Below are 22,547 nucleotides of genomic sequence, written 5' to 3'. Positions count from 1 at the left end.
TTCGAGGTGTTCAGGGCCGTTCGCCGGTACCCCGCGAGGCCGCTCGGTGCCGGGCCCAGCGCCAGATCGTGCCCACGCCCAAGACCACGCAGACGGAACCGGACAGCACCCTCGCGATGCCGCCGGACGACACGGCGTCGGTCACCGCGACCACACCGATCAGCAGGAACACGACCCCCAGCACCAGCAAGACCCAGTCCCAGCGCGACCTCGTCGTCTCACTCATGCAGCCGATCCAAGCACGGTCGCGGTGCACCAACGGGCAACAGTTGCCGACCGTCACGCCAAAGTCTTGTCTCACAAGGACTTCCGCTGATCAACATGAGGTGGTGAAGCTACTTCCAGCGACCTCGCCGGCACTGGTGACGCTCGCCGTCCCGGCGCAGGCCACTCCCCAGCCCGTCATCCAGTGGGGCCCGTGCGCGGACCAGGCCCTCGCCGCCGGCGGTGCCGAGTGCGGCACCCTCGCCGTGCCGCGCGACCCGGCCCAGCCGAACGGCGCCACGATCACGCTGGCGCTCTCCCGCGTCCAGCACAGGACGGCGACCCGTTCACCGGCACCGGACCCCAGAACTCGCTGCTCGGCGCGCGCCTGCCGCACGGAGAGGAGTTCGACTGGATCGGCATCGAGCGCCGTGACCTGGCGCCGAGCGTCCCGGCCACCACCTGCGTCGTGAACCAGGTAGCTCTCGGGCGTGCCGACGCTGGTCAGCCAGCCGTCTTGGACCTACCGGATCCAGAACGGCTGGCTGACTGCGAGAACGACCCGTTGCTCGACCGCATGAATCCATCGACCAGGACGTGTTGCTGGAGGAGAACCAGCACTGTTGGTTCGACTTCCTCGCCACGCAGGACGGCGCGTACCACCTGGACACCGGCTTCGGGTCGTCGGAGTTCATCGACGTGGGGCAACACGTGGTTCAACGGGCCGTGCGCCTTCTGGAAGCACCAGCCCGGCACGCCCGCGCAGATCGGCGGCAGCGGGTCGGCGTTGATCGTCAACGGCACGTTGAACGCACCTGTGTGGACGGTGCGATCGCCGACTACCTGGTCAACGGCACCAAGCCGGCCCGCAAGCCGGGGCGTCAGGCCGACGCCACCTGCTGACGAACGACGGCGGGCCGCCTCCCTCGGGAAAGGAGACGGCCCGCCGTTGGTGAAACTCAGTCGACCGAGGCCAGCTGTTCCTGCGCGGGCCCGACCGGCTGCCGCGACTTCACGAAGCGCCAGCCGACGAACAGCACCAGCGCGACCACGGGGATCGACCAGAACGCGATCTTCTCCGGTGTGCCGGCGAACGCCATCTGCCCGATCACCAGCGCGAGGAACGCCAACGTGCCGTACGAGGTGTAAGGCGCACCGGGCATCCGATACGACGGCCGTTCCAGTTCGCCTGCCAACGCCTTCTTGCGCAATCGCAGCTGACAGATGATGAGCGTCGCCCACGTCGACACGACACCCAACGACGCGACGGCGATCGCGATGTCGAACGCCTCCTTGGGCACGGTGTAGTTGAGCACCACGCCGAACAGGTACGCGACACCGGTGAACAGGATTCCGCCGTAGGGCACGTGGCGGGAGTTCATCTTGCCGGTGATGGCCGGGGCCTCGCCCTTCTGCGCCAGCGACCGCAGGATGCGGCCGGTGGAGTACAGGCCCGAGTTGCACGAGGACAGCGCGGCCGTCAGCACGACGGCGTTCATGATGTCGCCGACGACCGGGATGCCGAGCGCCGAGAACACCGTGACGAACGGCGACTCCGTGCCGGTGAAGTGGTCCCACGGCAGAAGCATCGTCAGCAGCAGCACGGAACCGACGTAGAAGATGGCGATGCGGTAGACGACGCCGTTGATGGCGCGCGGCATGATCTTCTCGGGGTTCTTGGTCTCACCGGCCGCGATGCCGACGAGCTCGATGGCCGAGTACGCGAAGATGACCGCCTGCAGCGTCATCAGCGCGATGCCGAAGCCCGCCGGGAACAGGCCGCCGTGGCCCAGGGTGTTCGAGACGGACGCCGTGGTGCCGCCGACGTCCGCGTTGCCGATGACCAGGCCGGTGCCGACGACCAGGAAGACCACGATCGCGGTCACCTTGATCACAGAGAACCAGAACTCCAGCTCGCCGAAGAGCTTGACCGACAGCATGTTGATCGCGACGAGCACGACCAGGGCCACCAGCGCGGTGATCCACTGCGGCATGTCCGGGAACCACTTGTGCATGTAGATCGCGACAGCGGTGATCTCGGCGATGCCGGTCATGGCCCAGTTCAGCCAGTAGAGCCAGCCTGAGGTGAAGCCCGCCCACGGTCCGATGAACTCGCGGGCGTACTCCACGAAACTGCCCGACACGGGGCGATGGAGCACGAGCTCGCCCAACGCGCGCATGACGAAGAACGCCGCGAGGCCGCACACGGCGTACGACAGGACCAGCGACGGCCCCGCTGTGGCGAGGCGTCCGCCCGCACCCAGGAAGAGGCCGACGCCGATCGCGCCACCGATGGCGATCATCTGCACCTGACGCTTGCTCAGCGCCTTGGTGTAGCCGTCCGCATCAGTTTCCACAGAACTCACGAGGAGGTTCCTTCCGAAAACGGAAAATTGCTCGCATCGGAACCTCCCGCGCCCCGATGCGCTGATGCGTCGGAACCCTAGCGAGTGGCAGTCATCACCAAGTAATCGGTTGGGGAAGGCTTAACGTAAGCGACGTCACACAGCGCCGCGTTTAGGTCGGACCAAATGTCTTCGACATGCTCGAGGCCCACGGAAATGCGCAGCAAATTGTCCGGAACGCCAGAAGCACGCAGTTCTTCGCCAGGTACCAGGCGATGGGTCAAAGCCGACGGGTGCTCGATCAACGTGTCCACGGAACCCAATGAGACGGCCGGGGTGACGAGTTTCAGCCTTCGCACGATCTCGACCGGATCGCCGTGCACTCCGAACGCGATCATCGCGCCTGTACCACGCATCTGCCGTGAGGCCGTGGGGTAGCGCACGAACTCCACGGCGTCGTGCTCGGCCAGTCGTGCGGCGAGAACCGCCGCGGACTTGGAGGCCGCCTCGACGCGCAACGGCAGCGTGGCGAGCCCGCGGTGCAGCAGGTAGCCGCCCAGGGGGTGCAGCACGGCGCCCGTGATGATCCTGACCTGCCGCAACGCCGCCGCGCGCTCCTCGGTGCAGGCCACGACGCCGCCGAGCACGTCCCCGTGCCCGCCGAGGTACTTGGTGCCGGAGTGCAGCACGTACTCGGCGCCGTGCAGCGCCGGGTTCTGCAGGATCGGGGTGGCGAAGGTGTTGTCGACCACGACCGGCACGTCCCCCGCCTGCCGGACGACGTGCTCGATGTCGACGAGGTCGAGGTTGGGGTTGGCCGGCGTCTCGACGACGACGAGCCCGGTGTCCGGCCGGATCGCGGAGGACACCAGGCCCGCCTCGACGTACGTGGTGGTGACGCCCAGCAGACCCGACGACAGCAGGTGGTCGGTGCCGCCGTAGAGCGGCCGCACGGCTACGACGTGCGGTTTTCCCGCCATCACGCAGGCGGCCTGGACCACGGCGGTGACCGTTGCCATGCCGCTGCCGAACGCGACGGACGTCTCGGTGTGCTCCAGAGCCGCGAGCGCCTGCTCGAACCGGGCCACCGTGGGGTTGTGCAGCCGCGCGTAGACGGGCGAGGCCGCCCGCGCGGCGCCGGTGGCCCAGTCCCCCAGCGCCTCCCCGCCGAGCGCCTGGTCAGGCACGGGGTAGGTGGTGGACAGGTCGATGGGAGGGGCGTGCACGCCGAGTTCCGCGAGGTCGTCGCGGCCGCCGTGCACTGCGATGGTCTCGATGCGCGTCATGGCCCGAATGGTGGAGACTTCCTCGGGCGAGCGGTGGACGAACCGCAGCCGATTCGGCGGAACGGAGAAGAGCCGTGCTGGATTCGATCGACGAGGCCATCGTGCGGGAGCTGCGGAAGGACGCGCGGCTGCAGAACAAGGACCTGGCCGAACGCGTCAACGTCGCCCAGTCCACCGCGGTCGTGCGGCACCGGGCGTTGCGGGAGCGCGGCGTGATCACCGGCTACCACGCCGAGATCGATCCCAGCGCGGTCGGCCGGCACGTCCAGGCGATGCTGGCGGTGAAGATCCGCCCGCACACCAAGGAGATCGTCGACCCGTTCATGGCCTACGTGCTATCGCTTCCCGAAACGCTGGCGCTCTCGCACGTGACGGGCCCAGAGGATTTCCTGGTGCACGTCGCGGTATCCGACGTCGGTCATCTCCAACGGCTCGTGCTCGACAAGTTCACTTCACGCCGAGAGGTGACAGAGGTTCATACGAACCTCCTTTTCTCGCACGTCAGGAAGCATTAACCGGCGAGCCGCAATGCGGGTGCCAGCTGGTCGCGCCCGTCAATGCCGAGCTTGCGATAAACCTTCGTCAGGTGGATCTCGACCGTGCGCAGCTGCACGAACAACGCGGCGGCGATCTCGCGGTTCATCTTCCCTTCCGCGGCGAGCGCGGCGACGCGCCGTTCGGACTCGGTGAGCCCCGCCGGCCCGGCCGCGAGCTCCTGCCGGATCGCCTCGGCGAGTTCCTCGACGCCGCAGTCGTCCGCGAGGTCGACGGCGGTGCGCAGCTCCGCCCTGGCCGGCTTGACCCTGCCCGCGAGGTGCAGCGCCCGGCCGAGCGCGAAGTGGCTGCGCGCCCGTTCCAGGACCGCGCCCGTGGGTGCCAGCAGGTCGACCGACTCCTGCAGCAACGCGATGCCGTCCACGCCTAGCGCGTGTGCCTGTTCCCGCAACACAGCCGCCAACGGCAACACGGCGTTGAGGGAGCGCGCCAACCGTTCCTCGGCGTAGAGGTGCTCTCCTCCGAGGTGCAACCGCCACGACATGGCGTCGTTGTGCCGCGCGTGCAGCCGTTCGCCGCAGTCGAGGAGGTCGCGCACGCCGTCCTTGCGCCGTTCCGCGGCGATTCGGACCCTGCCGCGCGCGGCCAGCAGCGCCGGCGCCCCGAACAGGTCCGGCACCTCGCTCGGCAGCACCTCGAACACCGCGGACGCCGTCTCGACGTCGCCCATTTCGAGGAGTGCCAGCGAAAGCTCCGTCAGCGCGTTGAAGACCGGCGTCGACAGGCGTGCCGCCCCGCAGCTCTCCAGCGTGTGGAGCGCCTCGCGCGCGTCAGCCTCAGCGGCCGTGAGCCGGCCAAGGTCTCGTAGACACGCAGACCTGGCCGTGAGCGCCGCCGCGGTACACGGCCTGTGCTGCCACCTACGCGCGATGGTCAACGCACGGTCCACCCGCGCATATGCCGCCGTGAGTTCGCCACGCATCCTCACGTAGCCAACGGCCTTCAAGTACGCCTCGAACTCCGAGGGCTGCGACGGCACCACGTCCGGGTCACCGATCACGTCGGCCTCGAACTCCGGCTCCTCCCCCAGCAACGCGAGCAGCCCCGGCAACGCGGGGTGCGCGGGGTCGGCCTCCGCCAGGTGGTCCACCGCGGCCGGCACGTCCACGTAGGACTCGACCTCGCCGAGCTCCGCCAGCAGGCCGTGGGCGCCGGGCTCGGTCAGAGCCCGGCGCAGGTACCGGACGGCGTCGACCACCCTGTTGCGCGACCGCGCCCGCTGAGCCGCCATCGTGAGCACCTCGGTGGCCCACTCCTCGTCCTGGGGTCGCGTCTCGACCAGGTGCTCGGCCACCGCCTCGGCCGACGCGCCCGTCTCCGTCAGCAGCCGTGCCGCCGCGGCGTGCAGGTCCTGCCGCTCGGTGATGGTCAGCTCTTCCCTGAGCGTGTTGCGCACCAGCGGATGCACCAACGCGCCTCCGGCCTGCAACAGCCCCATGCGATGCAACGACGCGATGGTCCCCGCCAGCTCACACGGTTCGATGCCGATCAGTTCCGCCACTCGCGGCAACGTCACCTCGCCACCCAGCACCGCCAGCGCGTGCACGGCGTCGGGCGCGTGCGTGGCGAGCCTGCGCAACCTCACGTTCAGAGTGGGCAGAAGTGCCGGTGCGGTGAGTCCCTCCGTGTAGTCCGTGTACGCGCGTGCGAGGTTCAACAACAACAACGGGTTGCCGCCGGCCTCCTTGCGCGCAGCGGCCACGAAGTCGTCCGGCAGCGGCCCGAGCTCGTTCTCCAGCAGCGTCCGGGTGGCGTGCTGCGACAGCTCGTCCAGCCGGATCTCGCCGGTCGCCGCGGCGAGCAGCTCCTCCAGCGTCTGCGGGCCCGTGCACATCTCACCGGAGCCGACGCCGGCCAGCACGAACACCGGCAGGTGCTCGATGCGGTGCGGCAGGGTGCTCAGCCACTGCAAGGACGGCAGGTCGGCCCACTGCACGTCGTCCACCACGACGGCCACGGGGCGTTCGTCGGCCATCTTCGCCAGCGCCCGGTGCAGGACGTGCAGCTCGGGCAGCGTCACCGGGCCCGGCTCCGCGAGCGCGTCGGACTGGCCCAGCGCGGCGGCGATGCGGGGCTGGTTGAGGGCGTCGCCCGGTGGCACGCACACGAACAGGCGGCTGATCAGGCCGAACGGGAGCTCGCGCTCCAGGAAGCTGCCGCGTGCGGCCAGGACCGTGAACCCGTGCCGCGCGGCCAGCTCCCGCGCGGTCGTGAGCAGTGCGGTCTTGCCGGAACCCAGGCCTCCGGTGGCGGCTATCAGGTGGCCGTCACCGGTGGCGGCGGCGATCAGTGCCGCCTCGAGTTGCGTCGTCTCCCGGTCCCGCCCGACCAGTCCAGCTCTTGCGCCCATGTGACCATCTGAGGCCTAGCCGCCATCGGCCCCCTATCGCGGAAACATTGGCGTTATGCCAGACCCATCAGACGTAGGCCCGCCGTGGTCGCCGCGGCCAGCACGATGACCGCCACGAACGGCAGTTTCCGCCACGCCGCGAGCCCGCCCACGGCCACCCCGGCCGCCAGCGCCCACCCGCCGAACGACTTGCCGTTGGTCAGCGCCGACACCGCTACCAGCGCGAACAGCAGCACGGTCGCGCTGGCGGAGATCAGGTCGCGCACCTTGTCCGGCAGCGTGACGCGGTCGCGCAGCAGCGGGCCCGCGATGCGGATGGCGAAGGTGCCGGCCGCCAGGATCAGGACTGCGGTGACGGGCACGGCTCCTCCTCCTTCTTCTTCCTGAACACGAGCAGACCGCCGAGGGCCAGCAGCACCGGCACGCCGGCGGGCAGGAACGGGGTGGCGACCAGCGCTATCGCCGCGCCGGTCAGGGCGGCGTTGCGGGTAGCGGCGTCCTTCAGGGCGGGCAGGGTCAGCGCGAGCATGGCCGCCGGGAAGGCCGCGTCCAGGCCGAACGTCATCGGGTCGCCGATGGCCTGACCGGCCAGTGCACCCAGCAACACGCCCGTGTTCCAGCTGAAGAACAACGCCACGCCGCACGCCCAGTAGGCCGCACGCGCTCTCGAGGGGTCCTTCTGCGCCATCGCGAACGCCGTCGACTCGTCGATCAGCAGGTGGCTGCCGACGACGCGCGCCAGCGGGCTCTTGCCCAGCACGTCCCCGACCGCCAGCCCGAACGGCAGGTGCCGGGCGTTCAGCACCAGCCCGGCCACCACGGCAGCGGCAGGGCTGCCACCTGCGGCGACGATGCCCACGGCCATGAACTGGGAGCCGCCCGCGAAGATCAGCAACGACATCAGCACCGGCATCCACCAGGGCATGCCGGTGCCCACCGAGATGGCCCCGAAGCTCGCACCGGTCACCGCGGCGCCGAGAGCCACCGCGGCGACGTCGCGGAGGAGGGCCGCGTCAAGAGTTCGCCAGATCGAACGCACCACCCATTAAGATGAACACCTGCTCTTGGTGTTCGTCAAGACGAACGGATGTACTTCTGTGTCGAACGCACCACTCGACCTCATCGCCGCCAACCTCCGGCGCGAGCGCGACCGGACCGGCATGTCGCTCAGCGAGGTCGCCAAGAAGGCGGGCATCGCCAAGTCGACGCTGTCCCAGCTGGAATCCGGCGCCGGCAACCCCAGCGTCGAGACGCTGTGGGCGCTCGGAGTGGCCCTCGGGGTGCCGTTCAGCCAACTGGTGGAGCCCGCGGTGCCCCGAGTGCAGGTGATCCGCGCGGGCGAGGGGCCGGTCATCCACTCCGAGCGCGCGCACTACTCGGCGACGTTGCTCGCCGCGTGCCGGCCCGGCACCAAGCACGACCTCTACTGGGTGGCGCTGGAACCCGGCGGCGCGCGCGAGTCGTTGCCGCACGTGCCGGGCAGCATCGAGCACATGATCGTGGCCACCGGGCGGTGCCTGGCCGGTCTCGCCGACGACCCGGTCGAACTCGGGCCCGGCGACTACATCGTCTACCCCGGCGACGTGCCGCACGTGTGCAAGGCGCTGGAACCCGGCACGACCGCCGTGATGGTCATGGAGCACACGGTCTAGCGAGCGGAGGAACTACTACGCCAACGGGATTCAAAAGGTTCAACGGCGCGGCAATTCCGGTACCCAATTGCACGAAACAGTCCAACTTCAGGACCGGAAAATACTTTTCGGTTGCGTTGGTAACGCATTCATCGCTTCAATGCGATCATGCAGAAAACCTTGAGCGCTGCGATCGCCATCGCGGCCGCTACCAGCGCATTTGCCTTCGCCGCGCCTGCGAACGCGGCTTCCTCGGCCGGCGCCTGCGCCTCTCAGCTGAGCAGCGCGAGCATCCCGCTGAGCTAGACCGCGTACGCCGTTCAATTCGGCGCGGAACAGGGTCCATTCCCCAACCACGGATTCATTTACACCGAGCTGGAAACGGCCAGGACGAGGCTGCTGGGCCCGGCGTGCGCCGGGTTCGACCGCGTGGTCAAGGCCGAGGTGGACGCCGCGATCGCCGGCATCGACACGGGCGTCGCGGAGCTGCGCGCGGGTGACTGGGACGCGAGCTGGGCCGCGCTGCAGCCCGCCGACAAGGCCGTGTCGTCGGCCTACTACAAGGTCTGGAAGATCGCGCACCCGTAAGACGGAGTTCGAAACAGCGCCGGGGCAGCGCCTGCCCCGGCGCTGTCGCACGTTCAGCTCGTGAAGGGGAATGCGGCAGCCCATCGGCGCGTTGACCCACGGCGCGGATGGGATGGATTTGATCCTCCCTGCCCCTTTAACCGTATAGCAGATGGGGGGCCTTGCCACAAGGCCCCGGGCATCGTTCACACTCATCGACCTATGCCAAGTCAAGGGCGCTGTGGGGAGCACGTGGGTTACGAAGAAGAACTGCAGTCCGAGCGCGAGTACGTGGCCGGTCTCTACGCACGGCTCGATGGCGAACGTGCGCGCGTGAAGGCCGCGTACCAGTCAGCGCTGGGTGGCACCGGCGAGACCGCGATGGACCGTGACAACGAGGTGCGCGCCCGGCACCGCGAGATGAAGCGCCTGAACGTCGCCGACTACGGCCTCTGCTTCGGCAGGCTGGACACGGTCGACGGGGCGATCTCCTACGTCGGCAGGATCGGCCTGTTCGACGAGTTCGACGACTTCGAGCCGTTGCTGCTCGACTGGCGGGCACCGGCGGCGCGGCCGTTCTACACCGCGACCGGTGCCACCCCCGAGGGCATGCGCCGCCGCCGCCAGTTCCTCACGCGCCGCCGTTCCCTGGCCGGGTTCACCGACGAGGTGTTCGGTCAGCTCGGCGAGGAGCGCGGCGACGTGGCGCTGCTGGAGGCGTTGAACGCGCCGCGCGGCGAGGGCATGCGCGACATCGTGGCGACCATCCAGTCCGAGCAGGACGCCATCATCCGGCTCGACCACCCCGGCGTGCTGGTGATCGAGGGCGGCCCCGGCACCGGCAAGACGGTCGTGGCGCTGCACCGCGTCGCCTATCTGATGTACACGCAACGAGAGCGCATGGAACGGCACGGCGTGCTCGTCGTGGGCCCGAACCCGGCGTTCCTCAACCACATCTCGCGCGTGCTGCCGTCGCTGGGCGAGTCCGACGTGGTCTTCACGACCGCCGGCGACCTGCTGCCCGGTCTGTCGGTCACGGCGGAGGACGGTCCGGACGTCGCACGGCTCAAGGGCTCGCGCGCGATGGTGGACGTGCTGAAGGCGGCCGTGGCGGCGCGCCAGCGGGTGCCGGAGGAGCCGATCCCGATCACGATGAAGGACGTCGTCGTGCACATCGGCGCGGACGTCGCCGAGTGGGCCCGGCAGGAGGCGCGCGACAGCGGTCTGCCGCACAACGAGGCGCGCGCGGTGTTCCGCGAGATCGTCACGTACGTGCTGACCGAACGCGCGATCGGCCGGATCGGCAAGGGCTGGATGTCGCGGTCCGACAAGCAGGCGTGGGAGGACATGCGCGCCGGCCTCGTCAAGGACCTCGGCGACGACGACAACTTCCTCGCGGCGCTCGACGCGCTGTGGCCGATCATGACCCCGTTCGAGCTGCTGTCGTCGTTCTACTCGTCCGTCAGCGAGCTGGCCGCGGCGGGCGCGGACCCGTCGCTGCACCGCCCGGACGGCTCGGCGTGGACGGTCTCGGACGTGCCGCTCCTGGACGAGCTGCACGACCTGCTGGGCAAGGACGGCCGCGAGCAGGCCGCCGACGCCGCGGCCGCCGCCGAACGCGCGGCCGAGGCCCGGTACGCCTCGGAGGTGCTCGACGGCATGGTCGGCCGCTTCGACCACATGGACGACGAGGACCACCTGTTCGCGTCGGACATGCTGTTCGCGGAGGACCTGGCCGAGCGCTTCGAGGACCACGACCAGCGCACCCTGGTGGAGCGGGCGCTGGCCGACCGCGCCTGGACCTACCGCCACGTCGTGGTGGACGAGGCCCAGGAACTGTCCGAAATGGACTGGCGCGTGCTGATGCGGCGCTGCCCGGGCCGTTCCTTCACGGTGGTGGGCGACCTGGCCCAGCGCCGCGCCCCGGCCGGCGCCACGTCGTGGGGCCAGATGCTCGACCCGTACGTGGCAGGCCGCTGGGAGTACCGCTCGCTGACCGTCAACTACCGCACCCCGGCAGAGATCATGGCCGTGGCGGCCCGCGTGCTGGCCGAGTTCGCACCGGACGTCCGCGCGCCGGAGTCGGTGCGTGCCAACGGTGTGCAACCGTGGTCGCGCCAGTTGACCACCGCCGAACTGCCGGAGGCCATCGCCGAGTTCGTCGCGGCGGAGGCCGAACTGGAGGGCACCAGCGTGGTGATCGGGCCGCCCGGCGTGCCCGGCACCGTGCCCGCCGCGGAGACCAAGGGCCTGGAGTACGACTCGGTGCTGGTCGTTGCGCCAGAACGGATCCTGGCCGAGGGCCCGCGCGGCGCGGCGGAGCTCTACGTGGCGCTGACCCGTGCCACGCAACGACTCGGGGTGCTGCACCACGAACCGCTGCCGGCCGCTTTGTCCGACTTGGCAGAGACGGTGCGCACATGACCCGCTGAGGGGTCCCGTGAAGGCCTGACCGGGCCTTAGGATGGGCGGAAGTCTGGGGGGACTGCTCGCGTCGGCCAGACGACACATCTCGCGTCTCAGCCGCATTGGGGGCATTCCATGACGACTCCGCCCATCCCACCCGCCGCGCCGGACGAGCCCGCCGTTCCGCCGGTTTCCCCAACCGCCCCCGGCGGATCCGCTGCGCCGGCCGGGGAAACCGGCGCGCCTGCCGTGCCGATCGCCGACCTCCCCGGCTACTCCGCCACCACCATCGGCCCGCCTCCCGCATCCGGCGAGCCGCACAACCCCTGGGCGGCACCACTTCAGTCCTACCCTCCGCCCGCCTCCCCGTACGGGCCGCAACCCGTCCCTCCACAAAGGACGTCCAACGCACCCTTGGTGGTGGGCCTGGTCATGGGCCTCCTCCTGGTGGTCGCGCTCGCCACGGCCTTCTTCATCGCGATCGGCCGCAACGTGCCCATCGCGACCACCACCCCGACGATGACCTACGCCGTCCCGACCACGAACCCCACGCCGTTGCCGGCGCCGGCGCAGGTCGGCGACTGCGTGAAGCTGACCGGCATCTCGATCAAGGTGGACTACGAGAAGGTCCCCTGCGATTCCGGGCAGCACAACTACACGGTCAGCAAGGTGCTCGGCGGCCAGAGCGAGAAGTGCGGCGACGACCCCGACGCCTACACGAAGTACAGCGGCTGGAACGGCCGCAAGTCCTCGAACGTGTGCCTGATCCCGGTGTTCGCCGACGGCCTCTGCTACGACTTCACGGCCTCGGGCCTCACCGCCGAGATCAAGCCGATCGAGTGCAGCTTCCTGGTGGTGCGGGTGAAGGTCCTGCAGAACACCGCGGACAAGGCGGCGTGCGGCCCCGACCCGGCGCTCGCCCTGGCGTACCCGGAGATCAGGACGACCTACTGCTTCACCCAGGCGGAGTGACGTGGAAACCCAAGTCGCGCCGGATTCCTGAGCGTCCGCGCACGGCGAGTGCTACGGCTTCGCACTCGCCGCGCTCCAGGCCGAGTTCCCGAAGAAGGCGTGCGGCGGCTACATGGTCGTGCAGGCGAAGGTGTTGGCCGACACGGTCGACAAGGCGGCGTGCGGCACCGACGAACGACTCGCGGCGGCACTCGCCCACCCCGAGCTCAAGACGACCTACTGCCTCACGCACACGTTCAAGATCGGCTGACCTCGGCCGTCACGTCGGATCCCCCGCGGCCGCGGGGTCTTCGGTTCTTCCGCGCCCGCAACCCAGGCTGCGAGTCACGTCCGCGTCGCTGGGCTCTGATCAGATCGGCCAGCGCACGGATGATCTCCGGCCGCTGGGCGGGCGTGCTCCCCCACAGCGCGATCAGGCTCACGGCCACGACGGTCAGACCGGGGATCGCGGCAGCGATCGCGATCCCCAGCCCCAGGTAGGAGACGTCCATCGCACACCTCGCCCACGCGTTCGATCGGAACCGGCCTCCGTGCTGACGACAACGACGCGAGGGAATACTCCCCTCCGCCGCTCTTCAATTTTAAGGCGTAGCGCCAGTTTCGCCGACGAGGATCTTGCCGACACCACCGTTCTCGCTTCCAGACAAGCAAAAGGCGCACCCCCGAACATCCGGGGGTGCGCCTTTCGAGCGGTGCGAACTACCAGCCGCGCTCGGCCAGGCGGTGCGGCTCCGGCACGTCCTCGACGTTGATGCCGACCATGGCCTCGCCCAGGCCGCGCGAGACCTTGGCGATCACGTCCGGGTCGTCGTGGAAGGTGGTGGCCTTCACGATGGCCTCGGCGCGCTGGGCCGGGTTGCCGGACTTGAAGATGCCCGAACCGACGAACACGCCCTCGGCGCCGAGCTGCATCATCATCGCGGCGTCGGCCGGGGTGGCGATGCCGCCCGCGGTGAACAGCACGACGGGGAGCTTGCCGTTCTGGGCGATCTCGCGAACCAGCTCGTACGGCGCCTGGAGCTCCTTGGCGGCCACGTACAGCTCGTCCTCGGGGAGGTTCTGCAGGCGGCGGATCTCCTGGCGGATCTTGCGCATGTGCGTGGTGGCGTTCGAGACGTCACCGGTGCCGGCCTCGCCCTTGGAGCGGATCATGGCCGCGCCCTCGGTGATGCGGCGCAGGGCCTCACCGAGGTTGGTCGCGCCGCAGACGAAGGGAACCGTGAAGGCCCACTTGTCGATGTGGTTCGCGTAGTCGGCCGGGGTGAGGACCTCGGACTCGTCGATGTAGTCGACGCCGAGCGACGCCAGCACCTGGGCCTCGACGAAGTGGCCGATGCGGGCCTTCGCCATGACCGGGATGGAGACGGCGTTGATGATCCCGTCGATCAGGTCGGGGTCGCTCATGCGCGCGACGCCGCCCTGGGCGCGGATGTCGGCGGGGACGCGCTCCAGTGCCATGACGGCGACGGCGCCCGCGTCCTCTGCGATCTTCGCCTGGGTGGCGTCGACGACGTCCATGATCACGCCGCCCTTGAGCATCTCGGCCATGCCGCGCTTGACGCGGGCGGTACCCGTGACCTGATCAGTGCTCACCTGGGCAACCTTTCACGAGGGGAAGTCTTGGTGAACTCACCGTACGTCCGACGTGGCCATCCCGCCCAAGCCACTGAAGCCGCAAAACGGAAGGCCACTTTGCGATCAACCGCAGGTAGTGAGCCCGCTCACTCAGCCGGGTGGGAAATGCCGGTCGTCGACCAGATGGGTCTGCGGGGTTGTACCGGGAGGTGAACGGGTGTGAGATCGAACACTACGACTTGACGGAGGTCGCCATGGGAAGCAAGAACTCCGACAACGGCACATCGGCAGGCGCGGTCGCTGTGAACGACCCGGCCAAGGTCCGCAACGTCGTGCTCGTGGGCCCGTCCGGCGCGGGCAAGACGACGCTCACCGAGGCCCTGCTCGCCGCCACCGGAGTCCTGAACCGCGCCGGTTCGGTCACCGAGGGCACCACGGTCTGCGACCACGATCCAGCGGCCGTGCGACAACAACGGTCGGTAGGCCTCGCCGTGGCCCCGATCCAGCACGGGGACATCAAGATCAACCTGATCGACACCCCCGGCTACATCGACTTCGTGGGTGAGCTCAGGGCAGGACTGCGGGCCGCGGACGCGGCCCTTTTTGTTGTCAACGCCTTCGAGGGCGTCGACTCCGCCACCGTCGCGTTGTGGGAGGAGTGCGCTCTCGTCGGCATGCCGCGTGCCGTCGTCATCGCGCGCACGGACCACCACCGCGCGAACTTCGCCAACGAGGTCATCGAGTGCCAGGCGGCGTTCGGCGCCGGTGTCGTGCCGCTGTACATGCAGGAGGGCGACGCGCTGGTCGGGCTGCTGACGTCGGGTGACAACCACCCCGACGAACGGGCGGCGCTGATCGAGGGCATCATCGCCGAGAGCGAGGACGAGTCCCTCATGGACCGCTACCTCGGGGGCGAGGAGATCGACCAGGACACGCTGATCAGCGACCTGGAGACCGCCGTCGCGCGCGGCTCGTTCCACCCCGTGATGCCCGTGTGCGCCGCGACCGGCATGGGGTTGGTCGAGCTGTTGGACGGCATCGCGCGCGCGTTCCCGTCACCGCTCGAACACCAGGTCCCCGACGTGACCTCCGTGGACGGCATCCCGCAGCCCCGCATGGCCCCCGACCCGGACGGCCCGCTCGTCGCCGAGGTCGTCCGCACCGCCGTGGACTCCTATGTCGGCCGCGTGTCGCTGGTCCGCGTCTTCTCCGGCACCCTGCGCCCCGAACGCCCGGTGCACGTCTCCGGCCACGGCATGGCCGACCGCGGCCACGAGGACCACGACGCCGACGAACGCGTGGCCCACATCTACTCACCGCTGGGCTCCTCGTTGCGCGAGGTCCCGTACTGCGTCGCCGGCGACCTGTGCGCGCTGACGAAGCTCACCACCGCCGAGACCGGCGACACCGTGTCCGCGCCCGAGCAGCCACTCCTGATGGCGCCGTGGAACATGCCGGAACCGTTGCTGCCCATCGCCGTCGTCCCGCGCACCCGCAGCGACGAGGACAACCTGGCCCGCAACCTCAGCCGCCTGGTGGCGAGCGACCCGACCCTGCGCCTCGACCGCAACGCCGAAACGCACCAGATGGTCCTGTGGTGCATGGGCGAGGCCCACGCCGACGTCGTGCTCGCGCGGTTGAGGGCCGGCGGCGCCGAGATCGACACCGAACCCGTGCGCGTCCCGTTCCGCGAAACGTTCGCCGGATCGGCGAAGGGCCACGGCCGCCACGTCAAGCAGTCCGGCGGCCACGGCCAGTACGCCGTCTGCGACATCGTGGTCGAACCCCTCCCCCGAGGCTCGGGCTTCGAGTTCGTCGACAAGATCGTCGGCGGCTCCGTCCCGCACCAGTTCATCCCGTCCGTGGAGAAGGGCGTGCGCGCCCAGCTGGAACGAGGCCTGCACGACGGCACCCCGGTCGTCGACGTCCGGGTGACTCTGGTGGACGGCAAGGCGCACTCCGTCGACTCGTCCGACGCGGCCTTCCAGACGGCGGGCGCGCTGGCGCTGAAGGAAGCCGCCTCCGCCGCGCGCACCCAGCTGCTGGAACCGATGGACGAGGTGGCGATCCGGCTGCCGGACGAACACCTGGGCACGGTGCTGGGCGACCTGTCCGGGCGGCGTGGGCGGGTGCTGGGCACCGAGGCGGGCGAAGGCGGGCGCACGGTGATCCGGGCGGAGGTGCCTTCGTCGGAGCTGCTGCGGTACGCGATCGAACTGCGGTCGCTGACGTCGGGGACGGGCACGTTCAGCCGCCGCTTCTCCCGCTACGACCCGCTGCCGGAAGCGCTGGCGGCCCGCACGAGGTAGACGTTCGGGAGAGCCCTCGGGCGGGGCTCTCCCGAACGGTCACGCGTGCCCGCCGGCCGCGAGCTCCTCGACCGAGTCTCCGCCACAAACCCGTTCGGCGGCGGTATCCCGAATGGACTGATCAGTCGGCCCGCACGAGCAGGTAGCAGCGATCGCTCGCGTGCGTCCCGCACGTGGAACGCGACCAGCGCGGGTCCGCCCGGCTTCAGCGCGCGCTCGCTGGGGAGCGTGGACAGTCACGCACAAGCAGACGAATGCGGAGACCGAACCCGAGCGGATGGGCAACGCCGCCGTGCCGCCTGCGCAGGCGGGCGCCTCGGCGGGCACGCAAGTCTTCGGTGACATGCCCCACGGCTACGCGCTGGTCCAGGCAGGGCCATCGTGGCCGAGGCCGCAGCTGACGTGCACGACGGGCTCCCACAGGCTCTCGAACAGGGCCCCCAACGCACGCGGACGATCTTGTCGGACCCCGCGAGTACGTTGAAACGCAGGGGTTCCCGGTTCGGGGGTACCCCTGCGTCAGCGTGTCCGAGTGCTCAGCGGGCCGCTCAGGTGTTCTGCGGGAACCCGAGATTGACGCCGCCGTGCGACGGGTCCAGCCAGCGCGACGTGACGACCTTCGAACGGGTGAAGAAGTGCACGCCGTGCGGGCCGTACGCGTGTGCGTCGCCGAACAGCGATTCCTTCCACCCGCCGAACGAGTAGTAGGCGACGGGCACGGGGATCGGCACGTTCACGCCGACCATGCCCACCTCGATCTCGTTCTGGAACCGCCGCGCCGCTCCGCCGTCGTTGGTGAAGATCGCGGTGCCGTTGCCGTACCGGTTCGAGTTGACCAGTTCGACGGCCTCCTCGTAGGCCGAGCAGCGGACCACCGACAGGACCGGGCCGAAGATCTCGTCGGTGTAGATCGTCATGTCGGTGCCGACGTGGTCGAACAGGGTCGGGCCCAGCCAGAAGCCGCCGGTGTCGCCGTCGATCGGGTGGTCGCGGCCGTCCACGGCGAGCACGGCGCCGGCCGAGACACCAGCGTCCAAATAGGACGTCACCTTGTCGCGGTGCACGCCCGTGACCAGCGGTCCCATCTCGCAGGACGCGCCGGAGCCCACCTTCACGTCGGCGATGCGCGACTTGATCCTCTCCACGAGCGCGTCGCCCACGTCGCCCACGGCCACGACGACCGAGATCGCCATGCAGCGTTCGCCCGCGGAGCCGAAGCCTGCCGATACCGCCGCGTCGGCTGCCAGGTCCAGGTCGGCGTCGGGCAGGACGACCATGTGGTTCTTGGCGCCGCCCAACGCCTGCACGCGCTTGCCGTGCGAAGTGCCCGTCTCGTAGACGTAGCGGGCGATCGGGGTCGATCCTACGAACGAGATCGCCTTCACCACGGGGTGTTCCAGCAGGCGGTCGACGGCCACCTTGTCGCCGTGCACGACGTTCAGGACGCCGTCGGGCAGGCCCGCCTCGGCGAAGAGTTCGGCGATGAACAACGAGGCGGAGGGGTCCTTTTCGGACGGTTTCAGGACGACGGTGTTGCCGCAAGCGATTGCGGTGGGTACGAACCAGAGCGGGACCATGGCCGGGAAGTTGAACGGCGAGATCACGCCGACCACGCCGACCGGCTGCTGGATCGAGTAGACGTCGACGCGGGTCGAGGCGTTCTCGCTGAAGCCGCCCTTCAGCAACGAAGGGATGCCGCACGCGTACTCGACCGACTCCAGAGCGCGCTGGATCTCGCCGGCCGCGTCGGAGACGACCTTGCCGTGCTCGGACGAGACCAGTCGGGCCAGGTCGTCCTTGCGGGCGCTGAAGAGCTCGCGGAACTTGAACATCACCGAAGAGCGCTGCGCCAGGGAAGCGTTGCGCCACGACGCAAACGCTTCCGCAGCAGACGAGACGGCAGCGTCCACTTCGGACACCGAAGCGAAGGCGACCTGGGACGCCACCTTGCCGGTCGTCGGGTCGTAGACGTCGCCCACCCGTGCAGGCGAAGCATCCCAGGGCTTGCCGTTGATCCAGTGCTTGATCATGCGCGCTCCACCGCCTGAGCCAGGATCCCCAGCGCCTCTTCCAGTTCGTCCTCGGTCAGCGTCATCGGGGGCGCCAGCCGGATCACGTTGCCGTAGAGCCCGCCCTTGCCCACCAACAAACCGCGCGCCTTCGACTCGGCCAGCACGACGGAAGCGGCGGCCGCGTTCGGTTCGCCCTCGGGGCCGACGAACTCAACGCCCACCATCAGGCCCTTGCCGCGCACGTCACCGATCACCGGGTACTTCTCGGCCAGCGAACGAAGACCGCCCAGCAGCCGCGAGCCGAGCTTGGCCGCGTTGGCCTGCAGGTCGTGGTCCAGCAGGTAGTTCACGGTCGCCAGGGCGCCGGCGGTCGAGACCGGGTTGCCGCCGAACGTCGAGATCGAGTTCGCGTTGATCGAGTCCATCAACGAGCCGCGCGCCACCACGCCGCCGATCGCGAGACCGTTGCCAAGGCCCTTGGCGAACGTCATCGCGTCCGGCACCACGTCGTGCGCCTGGATGCCCCAGAAGTGCTCGCCAGTGCGTCCCCAGCCGGTCTGCACCTCGTCCGACACAAACAAGATCCCGTACTCGTCGAGCACGTCCTTGAACGCCCGGAACAGGCCGTCGGGCGGGGAGGTGAAGCCGCCGACGCCCTGGATCGGCTCGGCGATCATGCACGCCACGTCGCCGGACGTCGTGGTCTCGATGATCTCGCGCAGGTCGTCGACGCACGCCTTGATGTAGTCGGCGTCGGAGAACGACTTGAACGGCGAACGGTAGCGGTAGCCGCCGTGCACCCAGCTGACCTTGATCGGGGACAGCGCGGAGGCCGACCAGCCGCGGTTGCCCGTGATGGCGACCGTGGCGAACGCACGGCCGTGGTAGCTGTTGCGCAGCGCCAGCACCTGTTCGCTGCGACGGGCCTGGGTGGCGAGCATCAGCGCGGTCTCGTTGGCCTCGGTGCCGGAGTTCGTGAAGAACACCTTGGCGTCCGGGATGCCGGAGAGCTCCGCGATCTTCTCGGCCAGCTCGACCTGCGACCTGATCAGGTACAGGGTCGAGCTGTGCAGCACGCCGGTGTCGAGCTGCGACCGGATCGCGTCGCTGATCTCGGCGACGTCGTAGCCGATGGCGTTGGTCAGGATGCCCGCGAAGAAGTCCAGGTAGGTCGTGCCCTCGCGGTCGGTCACCCGGCGTCCGGACGCGCTCGCGATCTCGATGGGCTCGTCGTAGTAGAGGGCCAGCCACTTCGGCATCACCGCGCGGTGCCGGGCCAGCAGCTCCTTGTGGGCCATCTCGTCCTCCCAGTCGTCACCTGGCTCGAAGTCTGCTGGCGGACGACCCGGGCCGCCATGCACAACGTGTACCCGGATCGGCTGGTTGGCATTACGTTGTGTCCATGTACCCGACGGTCGCCGAAGTCGTCGCTCTGCCGGTGATCCGGCAGGGAAAGCCCCGTCTGGTCGCCGGATCGGCGGGCCTGAACCGCCGGGTCCGCTGGGTCCATGTGGCGGAGATCGCAGACATCGCGCCGTTGTTGCGCGGCGGCGAGCTCGTGCTCACGACCGGCGTGATGCTGCCCGAGTCGGGCCTCGCGCGCTACGTCGAGGAACTGGCCGCGGTCGGCTGCGCGGGTCTCATCGTCGAACTGGGCCGCCGGTGGCGCGACGACGTGCCGGCGGCCCTGGTCACCGAGGCGGAACGGCACGGGTTACCGCTGGTCACGCTGACGGAGGAGACCAAGTACGTCGCCGTCACCGAGGCCGTCGTGGGCCTGATCGTGGACGCCCAGCTCGCCGAGCTGCGGGCCGCCGAGCAGGTGCACGAGACGTTCACCGCGCTCACGGTCGCAGGTGCCGAACCCGCCGAGGTGCTCAGGGAGGTCGCGCGGACGTCCGGGCTCGCGGTCGTGCTGGAGACGCTCGGCCACGACGTGCTCGCCTACGACGCCGCCGGGCACGACCCGGTGACGCTGCTCGACGACTGGGCGGCGCGCTCGCGGGCCGTCACCGTCACCGAGCGGACCGCCTACGACACCGCGTCCGGCTGGCTGATCACGATCGTCGGGGCGCGCGGCGCCGACTGGGGCCGGCTCGTCATGGTCTCCCCCGAACCGCCGCCGCACCGGCACGTCGTCGTCGCCGAACGCGCCGCCTCGGCGTTGGCCGTGCACCGGCTCGTGGCACGGGACCGCGAGTCGCTCGAACGCCAGACGCACCGCACGTTGCTCGCCCAGCTCCTCGGCCAGTCCCCGCAGTCACCGGACCTGGGCGCGCGTGCGGCGGCGCTGGGCGTTCCCCTGGAACGACGCCAGCTCATCGGCGTCGCGGTCCGGCCCGTCTCCGTGCTGCAGGGGCAAACGCTTGCCACCCAAGAGGTCCTGCGTGATCTTGCCGAGGCCACGGCACTGGCCGCCCGGCGCGTCACGGTCGCGGCGCTGGTCGGCGTCGTCGACGACACCTCGGTGCGCGCGCTGCTGTCGGTGCCGATGACCGTTGGCGTGGAAGGGGTTCTGCGCAAGGTCGCCAGGGAGGTCCATCGAACGGCGGCGTCGGCCGTGGTGATCGCCGTCGGCACGACCGTGACGTCCACAACGGACGTTCGCAGGTCGCTCGGAGAGGCCGCGCACGTGGCGGGGGCGGCGCTGCGGGCGCCGGGAACCCAGCTGTACCACCGGCTCGACGACGTGCGGCTGCGCGGCCTGCTGCACCTGCTGCGCGAGGACGAACGGGTGCGGGCGTTCGCGGACCGCGAGCTGGGGCCGTTGCTCAACCGGGACAACGCCCAGGGCTCACGGCTGGTCGAGCTGCTGCGGTGCCTGTGCGAGAACGGCGGCAACAAGTCGGCGGCCGCGGCGGCCGCGCACCTCTCGCGCACCGCGTACTACCAGCAGCTGGGACGGATCGAGCAGGTTCTCGGCGTCTCGCTGGAGGACCCGGAGTCCGTGCTCTCGCTCTACGTCGCGCTGCTGGTGCACGAAATGGGCCCGTGAGCGCGCACGGGCCCATTTTCGACGTGCGAGAACTCAGCCGTTGATCGTCGGGAGGGTGCCCGAGAGAACGTTCGGGTTCGGCACGACGTTGTTGGTCGGCAGGTCGGACAGCGCCGGGGCCTTCAGGTCGCCGACGTGCGAGTTGCCGGTCAGGTCCTGCGCGTGCGGCACCGACGGGAGGGTGCCGAGCTCGGCCGCGACCGGGTTCGGGATGGTGCGCTCCTGCGCGGCACCCGGCAGCGCCGCGCCCGGCAGCGCGGGCACGGGGAGGCCGGCGGCGACGGGGGCGCCGACGTGCGGCAGCTGGACGGCGCTCGCCGAGTCCAGCGGGTTCGCGTGCTGCGTGGCGTCGCTGATCAGCTTGTCCGCGCCGACCTCGGGAACGCCGGCGCCGACCTGCGGGAGCTCGGCGGCACCGGCCGTGCCCGCGAGCAGCGGGGCGGCGCTGGCGGCGAGCAGGGCGGCGGCACGGAACAGTCCGGTACGAGACACAGTTTTCCTCAATCTGGTTTTGGGGACCGATCTTCGATTTCATCGGCGCGTTCGGTTCGTGAATTGACCCGCTCGATCGGGTGGTGAGGGTTTGAACCTCACGCGACGGGAGGTCCTACCGTCTTCGGTGTGACCCGTTGGAGCGTTGGTGACCTGGCCAAGGCGAGTGGACTGACCGTCCGCGCGCTGCACCACTACGACGAGATCGGGTTGGTCGTCGCCTCCGAGCGCACGTCCTCCGGTCACCGTCGGTACACACCGGACGACGTCCGCCGCCTCTATCAGGTGAGATCGCTGCGTCAGCTCGGTCTCTCGCTGGAGGAGGTCCGATCGGTACTGTCGCGTTCGGACTCCCTGAGGCCACTCTTCGAGGCCCAGCTCGCCGCGCTGACCGCCCAGGCGCGGCAGGTGGACGCGCTGCGGTCGCGGCTCACCGCGCTGCTCGACGGGCACACCACCGAGTCCCTTCTGTCCACTTTGGAGATGATGTCCGTGTACGAGAGCTACTTCACCGCGGACCAGCTCGACGACATGAGGTCGCGCGCGGCCGAGATGGGCCCCGAGGCCGTCGAGGCGCTCAAGGCGTCCTGGTTGGAGCTGGTCCAAGAACTGCGGCAGCACATGGCGGACGGCACCCCGCCGGCCGACCCGCGCGTCGTGGACCTGGCCCGGCGGTGGGACGAGCTGGGCGCGCGGTTCACCGGCGGCGACGCGGCGATCCAGGCCGCGGCCACCCGGTCTTGGAGCGAGAACAAGACGTCGATCAGCTCCCAGATCGGCTGGCCCGCCGACGACGGCCTGGTGGACTACGTAACTCAGGCGCGGGCGGCACGCTGACCTGACAGGGT

Annotated in this window: 22 protein-coding genes; 11 read left to right on the top strand and 11 right to left on the bottom strand. The window is 69.8% G+C overall.

The window, feature by feature from the left end; all coding sequences use genetic code 11:
• Window positions 1-10: 10 nt before the first annotated feature.
• Window positions 11-226, bottom strand: a complete 216-nt coding sequence (locus tag ACQEU1_RS40920) for a hypothetical protein (protein WP_433214805.1) — start codon at window positions 224-226, stop codon at window positions 11-13.
• A gap of 103 nt (window positions 227-329) precedes the next feature.
• Here ACQEU1_RS40920 and ACQEU1_RS40915 point away from each other — a divergent pair, with 103 nt between their 5' ends.
• Together ACQEU1_RS40915 and ACQEU1_RS40910 are read left to right on the top strand one after the other, a co-directional pair.
• Window positions 330-677: a hypothetical protein gene (locus ACQEU1_RS40915; protein ID WP_433214802.1), complete on the top strand. Its 348-nt coding sequence runs from the start codon at window positions 330-332 to the stop codon at window positions 675-677.
• Between the two features lie 124 nt (window positions 678-801).
• The gene (locus ACQEU1_RS40910) at window positions 802-1,107 is read left to right on the top strand and encodes a hypothetical protein (RefSeq protein ID WP_433214799.1); all 306 of its coding nucleotides are present in this window, start codon (window positions 802-804) and stop codon (window positions 1,105-1,107) included.
• A gap of 56 nt (window positions 1,108-1,163) precedes the next feature.
• On the opposite strand, the gene ACQEU1_RS40905 is transcribed toward ACQEU1_RS40910, so the two are convergent.
• Both ACQEU1_RS40905 and ACQEU1_RS40900 read right to left on the bottom strand, forming a co-directional pair.
• The gene (locus ACQEU1_RS40905) at window positions 1,164-2,507 is read right to left on the bottom strand and encodes an amino acid permease (protein WP_433217036.1); all 1,344 of its coding nucleotides are present in this window, start codon (window positions 2,505-2,507) and stop codon (window positions 1,164-1,166) included.
• A gap of 140 nt (window positions 2,508-2,647) precedes the next feature.
• Entirely contained in the window at window positions 2,648-3,835 is a 1,188-nt protein-coding gene (locus ACQEU1_RS40900) for a trans-sulfuration enzyme family protein (RefSeq protein ID WP_433214796.1), read from the bottom strand.
• A gap of 74 nt (window positions 3,836-3,909) precedes the next feature.
• On the opposite strand from ACQEU1_RS40900, the gene ACQEU1_RS40895 reads away from it, so the two are divergent.
• Window positions 3,910-4,350 carry an Lrp/AsnC family transcriptional regulator gene (locus tag ACQEU1_RS40895; RefSeq protein ID WP_433214793.1) on the top strand — a complete coding sequence of 147 codons (441 nt, stop codon included), beginning with the start codon at window positions 3,910-3,912 and terminating at the stop codon, window positions 4,348-4,350.
• Here ACQEU1_RS40895 and ACQEU1_RS40890 read toward each other — a convergent pair.
• The 3 genes from ACQEU1_RS40890 to ACQEU1_RS40880 are packed head-to-tail and all read right to left on the bottom strand — an operon-like array spanning window position 4,347 to window position 7,779.
• On the bottom strand, window positions 4,347-6,740 hold the full coding sequence (locus ACQEU1_RS40890; protein WP_433214790.1) for a helix-turn-helix transcriptional regulator: 2,394 nt from the start codon (window positions 6,738-6,740) through the stop codon (window positions 4,347-4,349). The two genes, ACQEU1_RS40895 and ACQEU1_RS40890, sit on opposite strands and share 4 nt — an antisense overlap.
• A gap of 53 nt (window positions 6,741-6,793) precedes the next feature.
• On the bottom strand, window positions 6,794-7,102 hold the full coding sequence (locus tag ACQEU1_RS40885) for an AzlD domain-containing protein (RefSeq protein WP_433214787.1): 309 nt from the start codon (window positions 7,100-7,102) through the stop codon (window positions 6,794-6,796).
• Window positions 7,081-7,779 (bottom strand): AzlC family ABC transporter permease, encoded by a 699-nt coding sequence (locus ACQEU1_RS40880; protein WP_433214784.1) that lies wholly within the window; start codon window positions 7,777-7,779, stop codon window positions 7,081-7,083. The genes ACQEU1_RS40885 and ACQEU1_RS40880 overlap by 22 nt, the downstream gene beginning before the upstream one ends.
• Before the next feature lie 58 nt (window positions 7,780-7,837).
• On the opposite strand from ACQEU1_RS40880, the gene ACQEU1_RS40875 reads away from it, so the two are divergent.
• The 5 genes from ACQEU1_RS40875 (at window position 7,838) to ACQEU1_RS40855 (ending at window position 12,566) form a co-directional block, all read left to right on the top strand.
• A complete protein-coding gene (locus ACQEU1_RS40875) occupies window positions 7,838-8,392 on the top strand; it encodes a helix-turn-helix domain-containing protein (protein ID WP_433214781.1) in 555 nt (184 codons plus the stop codon).
• 408 nt (window positions 8,393-8,800) lie between these two features.
• Complete coding sequence (locus ACQEU1_RS40870) at window positions 8,801-8,959, top strand: hypothetical protein (protein ID WP_433214778.1); 159 nt, start codon at window positions 8,801-8,803, stop codon at window positions 8,957-8,959.
• A gap of 231 nt (window positions 8,960-9,190) precedes the next feature.
• Window positions 9,191-11,362 carry an RNA polymerase recycling motor ATPase HelR gene (helR, locus tag ACQEU1_RS40865; protein WP_433214775.1) on the top strand — a complete coding sequence of 724 codons (2,172 nt, stop codon included), beginning with the start codon at window positions 9,191-9,193 and terminating at the stop codon, window positions 11,360-11,362.
• Window positions 11,363-11,776: 414 nt separating this feature from the next.
• Window positions 11,777-12,316 (top strand): LppU/SCO3897 family protein, encoded by a 540-nt coding sequence (locus ACQEU1_RS40860; RefSeq protein WP_433214772.1) that lies wholly within the window; start codon window positions 11,777-11,779, stop codon window positions 12,314-12,316.
• Between the two features lie 112 nt (window positions 12,317-12,428).
• Entirely contained in the window at window positions 12,429-12,566 is a 138-nt protein-coding gene (locus ACQEU1_RS40855; protein WP_433214769.1) for a hypothetical protein, read from the top strand.
• Here the strand turns inward: ACQEU1_RS40855 and ACQEU1_RS40850 are convergent.
• Together ACQEU1_RS40850 and pdxS are read right to left on the bottom strand one after the other, a co-directional pair.
• The gene (locus ACQEU1_RS40850) at window positions 12,553-12,807 is read right to left on the bottom strand and encodes a hypothetical protein (protein ID WP_433214766.1); all 255 of its coding nucleotides are present in this window, start codon (window positions 12,805-12,807) and stop codon (window positions 12,553-12,555) included. The two genes, ACQEU1_RS40855 and ACQEU1_RS40850, sit on opposite strands and share 14 nt — an antisense overlap.
• Window positions 12,808-13,015: 208 nt before the next feature.
• Window positions 13,016-13,909 (bottom strand): pyridoxal 5'-phosphate synthase lyase subunit PdxS, encoded by an 894-nt coding sequence (gene pdxS / locus ACQEU1_RS40845; RefSeq protein WP_382442927.1) that lies wholly within the window; start codon window positions 13,907-13,909, stop codon window positions 13,016-13,018.
• Between the two features lie 236 nt (window positions 13,910-14,145).
• Between pdxS and ACQEU1_RS40840 the strand changes: the two genes are divergently transcribed.
• Window positions 14,146-16,200 (top strand): elongation factor G-like protein EF-G2, encoded by a 2,055-nt coding sequence (locus ACQEU1_RS40840; protein WP_433214763.1) that lies wholly within the window; start codon window positions 14,146-14,148, stop codon window positions 16,198-16,200.
• A gap of 548 nt (window positions 16,201-16,748) precedes the next feature.
• Here the strand turns inward: ACQEU1_RS40840 and ACQEU1_RS40835 are convergent.
• Window positions 16,749-18,230, bottom strand: coding sequence for a CoA-acylating methylmalonate-semialdehyde dehydrogenase (locus ACQEU1_RS40835; RefSeq protein WP_433214760.1), 1,482 nt, complete (start codon window positions 18,228-18,230; stop codon window positions 16,749-16,751).
• Entirely contained in the window at window positions 18,227-19,510 is a 1,284-nt protein-coding gene (locus ACQEU1_RS40830; RefSeq protein ID WP_433214757.1) for an aspartate aminotransferase family protein, read from the bottom strand. The genes ACQEU1_RS40835 and ACQEU1_RS40830 overlap by 4 nt, the downstream gene beginning before the upstream one ends.
• A 104-nt stretch (window positions 19,511-19,614) precedes the next feature.
• Here ACQEU1_RS40830 and ACQEU1_RS40825 point away from each other — a divergent pair, with 104 nt between their 5' ends.
• Window positions 19,615-21,207, top strand: coding sequence for a PucR family transcriptional regulator (locus ACQEU1_RS40825; RefSeq protein WP_433214754.1), 1,593 nt, complete (start codon window positions 19,615-19,617; stop codon window positions 21,205-21,207).
• A gap of 33 nt (window positions 21,208-21,240) precedes the next feature.
• Here the strand turns inward: ACQEU1_RS40825 and ACQEU1_RS40820 are convergent, their stop codons facing one another.
• A complete protein-coding gene (locus tag ACQEU1_RS40820; protein ID WP_433214751.1) occupies window positions 21,241-21,699 on the bottom strand; it encodes a hypothetical protein in 459 nt (152 codons plus the stop codon).
• 129 nt (window positions 21,700-21,828) lie between these two features.
• Between ACQEU1_RS40820 and ACQEU1_RS40815 the strand changes: the two genes are divergently transcribed.
• Window positions 21,829-22,536: a MerR family transcriptional regulator gene (locus ACQEU1_RS40815; RefSeq protein ID WP_433214748.1), complete on the top strand. Its 708-nt coding sequence runs from the start codon at window positions 21,829-21,831 to the stop codon at window positions 22,534-22,536.
• The last annotated feature ends 11 nt before the right edge of the window (window positions 22,537-22,547 follow it).

Source organism: Lentzea sp. CA-135723, assembly GCF_050936595.1.
Lineage (GTDB): Bacteria > Actinomycetota > Actinomycetes > Mycobacteriales > Pseudonocardiaceae > Lentzea.
Note: the sequence above shows the minus strand (reverse complement) of the source record. Positions and strands in the feature narration are given on the sequence as shown.

Excerpts from the sequence above, each read along its gene's own strand:
- ACQEU1_RS40850 (WP_433214766.1), bottom strand. The coding sequence starts at position 12,807 with ATGGACGTCTCCTACCTGGGGCTGGGGATCGCGATCGCTGCCGCGATC.
- ACQEU1_RS40900 (WP_433214796.1), bottom strand. The coding sequence starts at position 3,835 with ATGACGCGCATCGAGACCATCGCAGTGCACGGCGGCCGCGACGACCTC.
- ACQEU1_RS40860 (WP_433214772.1), top strand. The coding sequence starts at position 11,777 with ATGGGCCTCCTCCTGGTGGTCGCGCTCGCCACGGCCTTCTTCATCGCG.
- ACQEU1_RS40855 (WP_433214769.1), top strand. The coding sequence starts at position 12,429 with ATGGTCGTGCAGGCGAAGGTGTTGGCCGACACGGTCGACAAGGCGGCG.
- ACQEU1_RS40890 (WP_433214790.1), bottom strand. The coding sequence starts at position 6,740 with ATGGGCGCAAGAGCTGGACTGGTCGGGCGGGACCGGGAGACGACGCAA.
- ACQEU1_RS40840 (WP_433214763.1), top strand. The coding sequence starts at position 14,146 with ATGGGAAGCAAGAACTCCGACAACGGCACATCGGCAGGCGCGGTCGCT.
- ACQEU1_RS40920 (WP_433214805.1), bottom strand. The coding sequence starts at position 226 with ATGAGTGAGACGACGAGGTCGCGCTGGGACTGGGTCTTGCTGGTGCTG.
- ACQEU1_RS40830 (WP_433214757.1), bottom strand. The coding sequence starts at position 19,510 with ATGGCCCACAAGGAGCTGCTGGCCCGGCACCGCGCGGTGATGCCGAAG.
- ACQEU1_RS40835 (WP_433214760.1), bottom strand. The coding sequence starts at position 18,230 with ATGATCAAGCACTGGATCAACGGCAAGCCCTGGGATGCTTCGCCTGCA.
- ACQEU1_RS40825 (WP_433214754.1), top strand. The coding sequence starts at position 19,615 with ATGTACCCGACGGTCGCCGAAGTCGTCGCTCTGCCGGTGATCCGGCAG.
- ACQEU1_RS40905 (WP_433217036.1), bottom strand. The coding sequence starts at position 2,507 with ATGATCGCCATCGGTGGCGCGATCGGCGTCGGCCTCTTCCTGGGTGCG.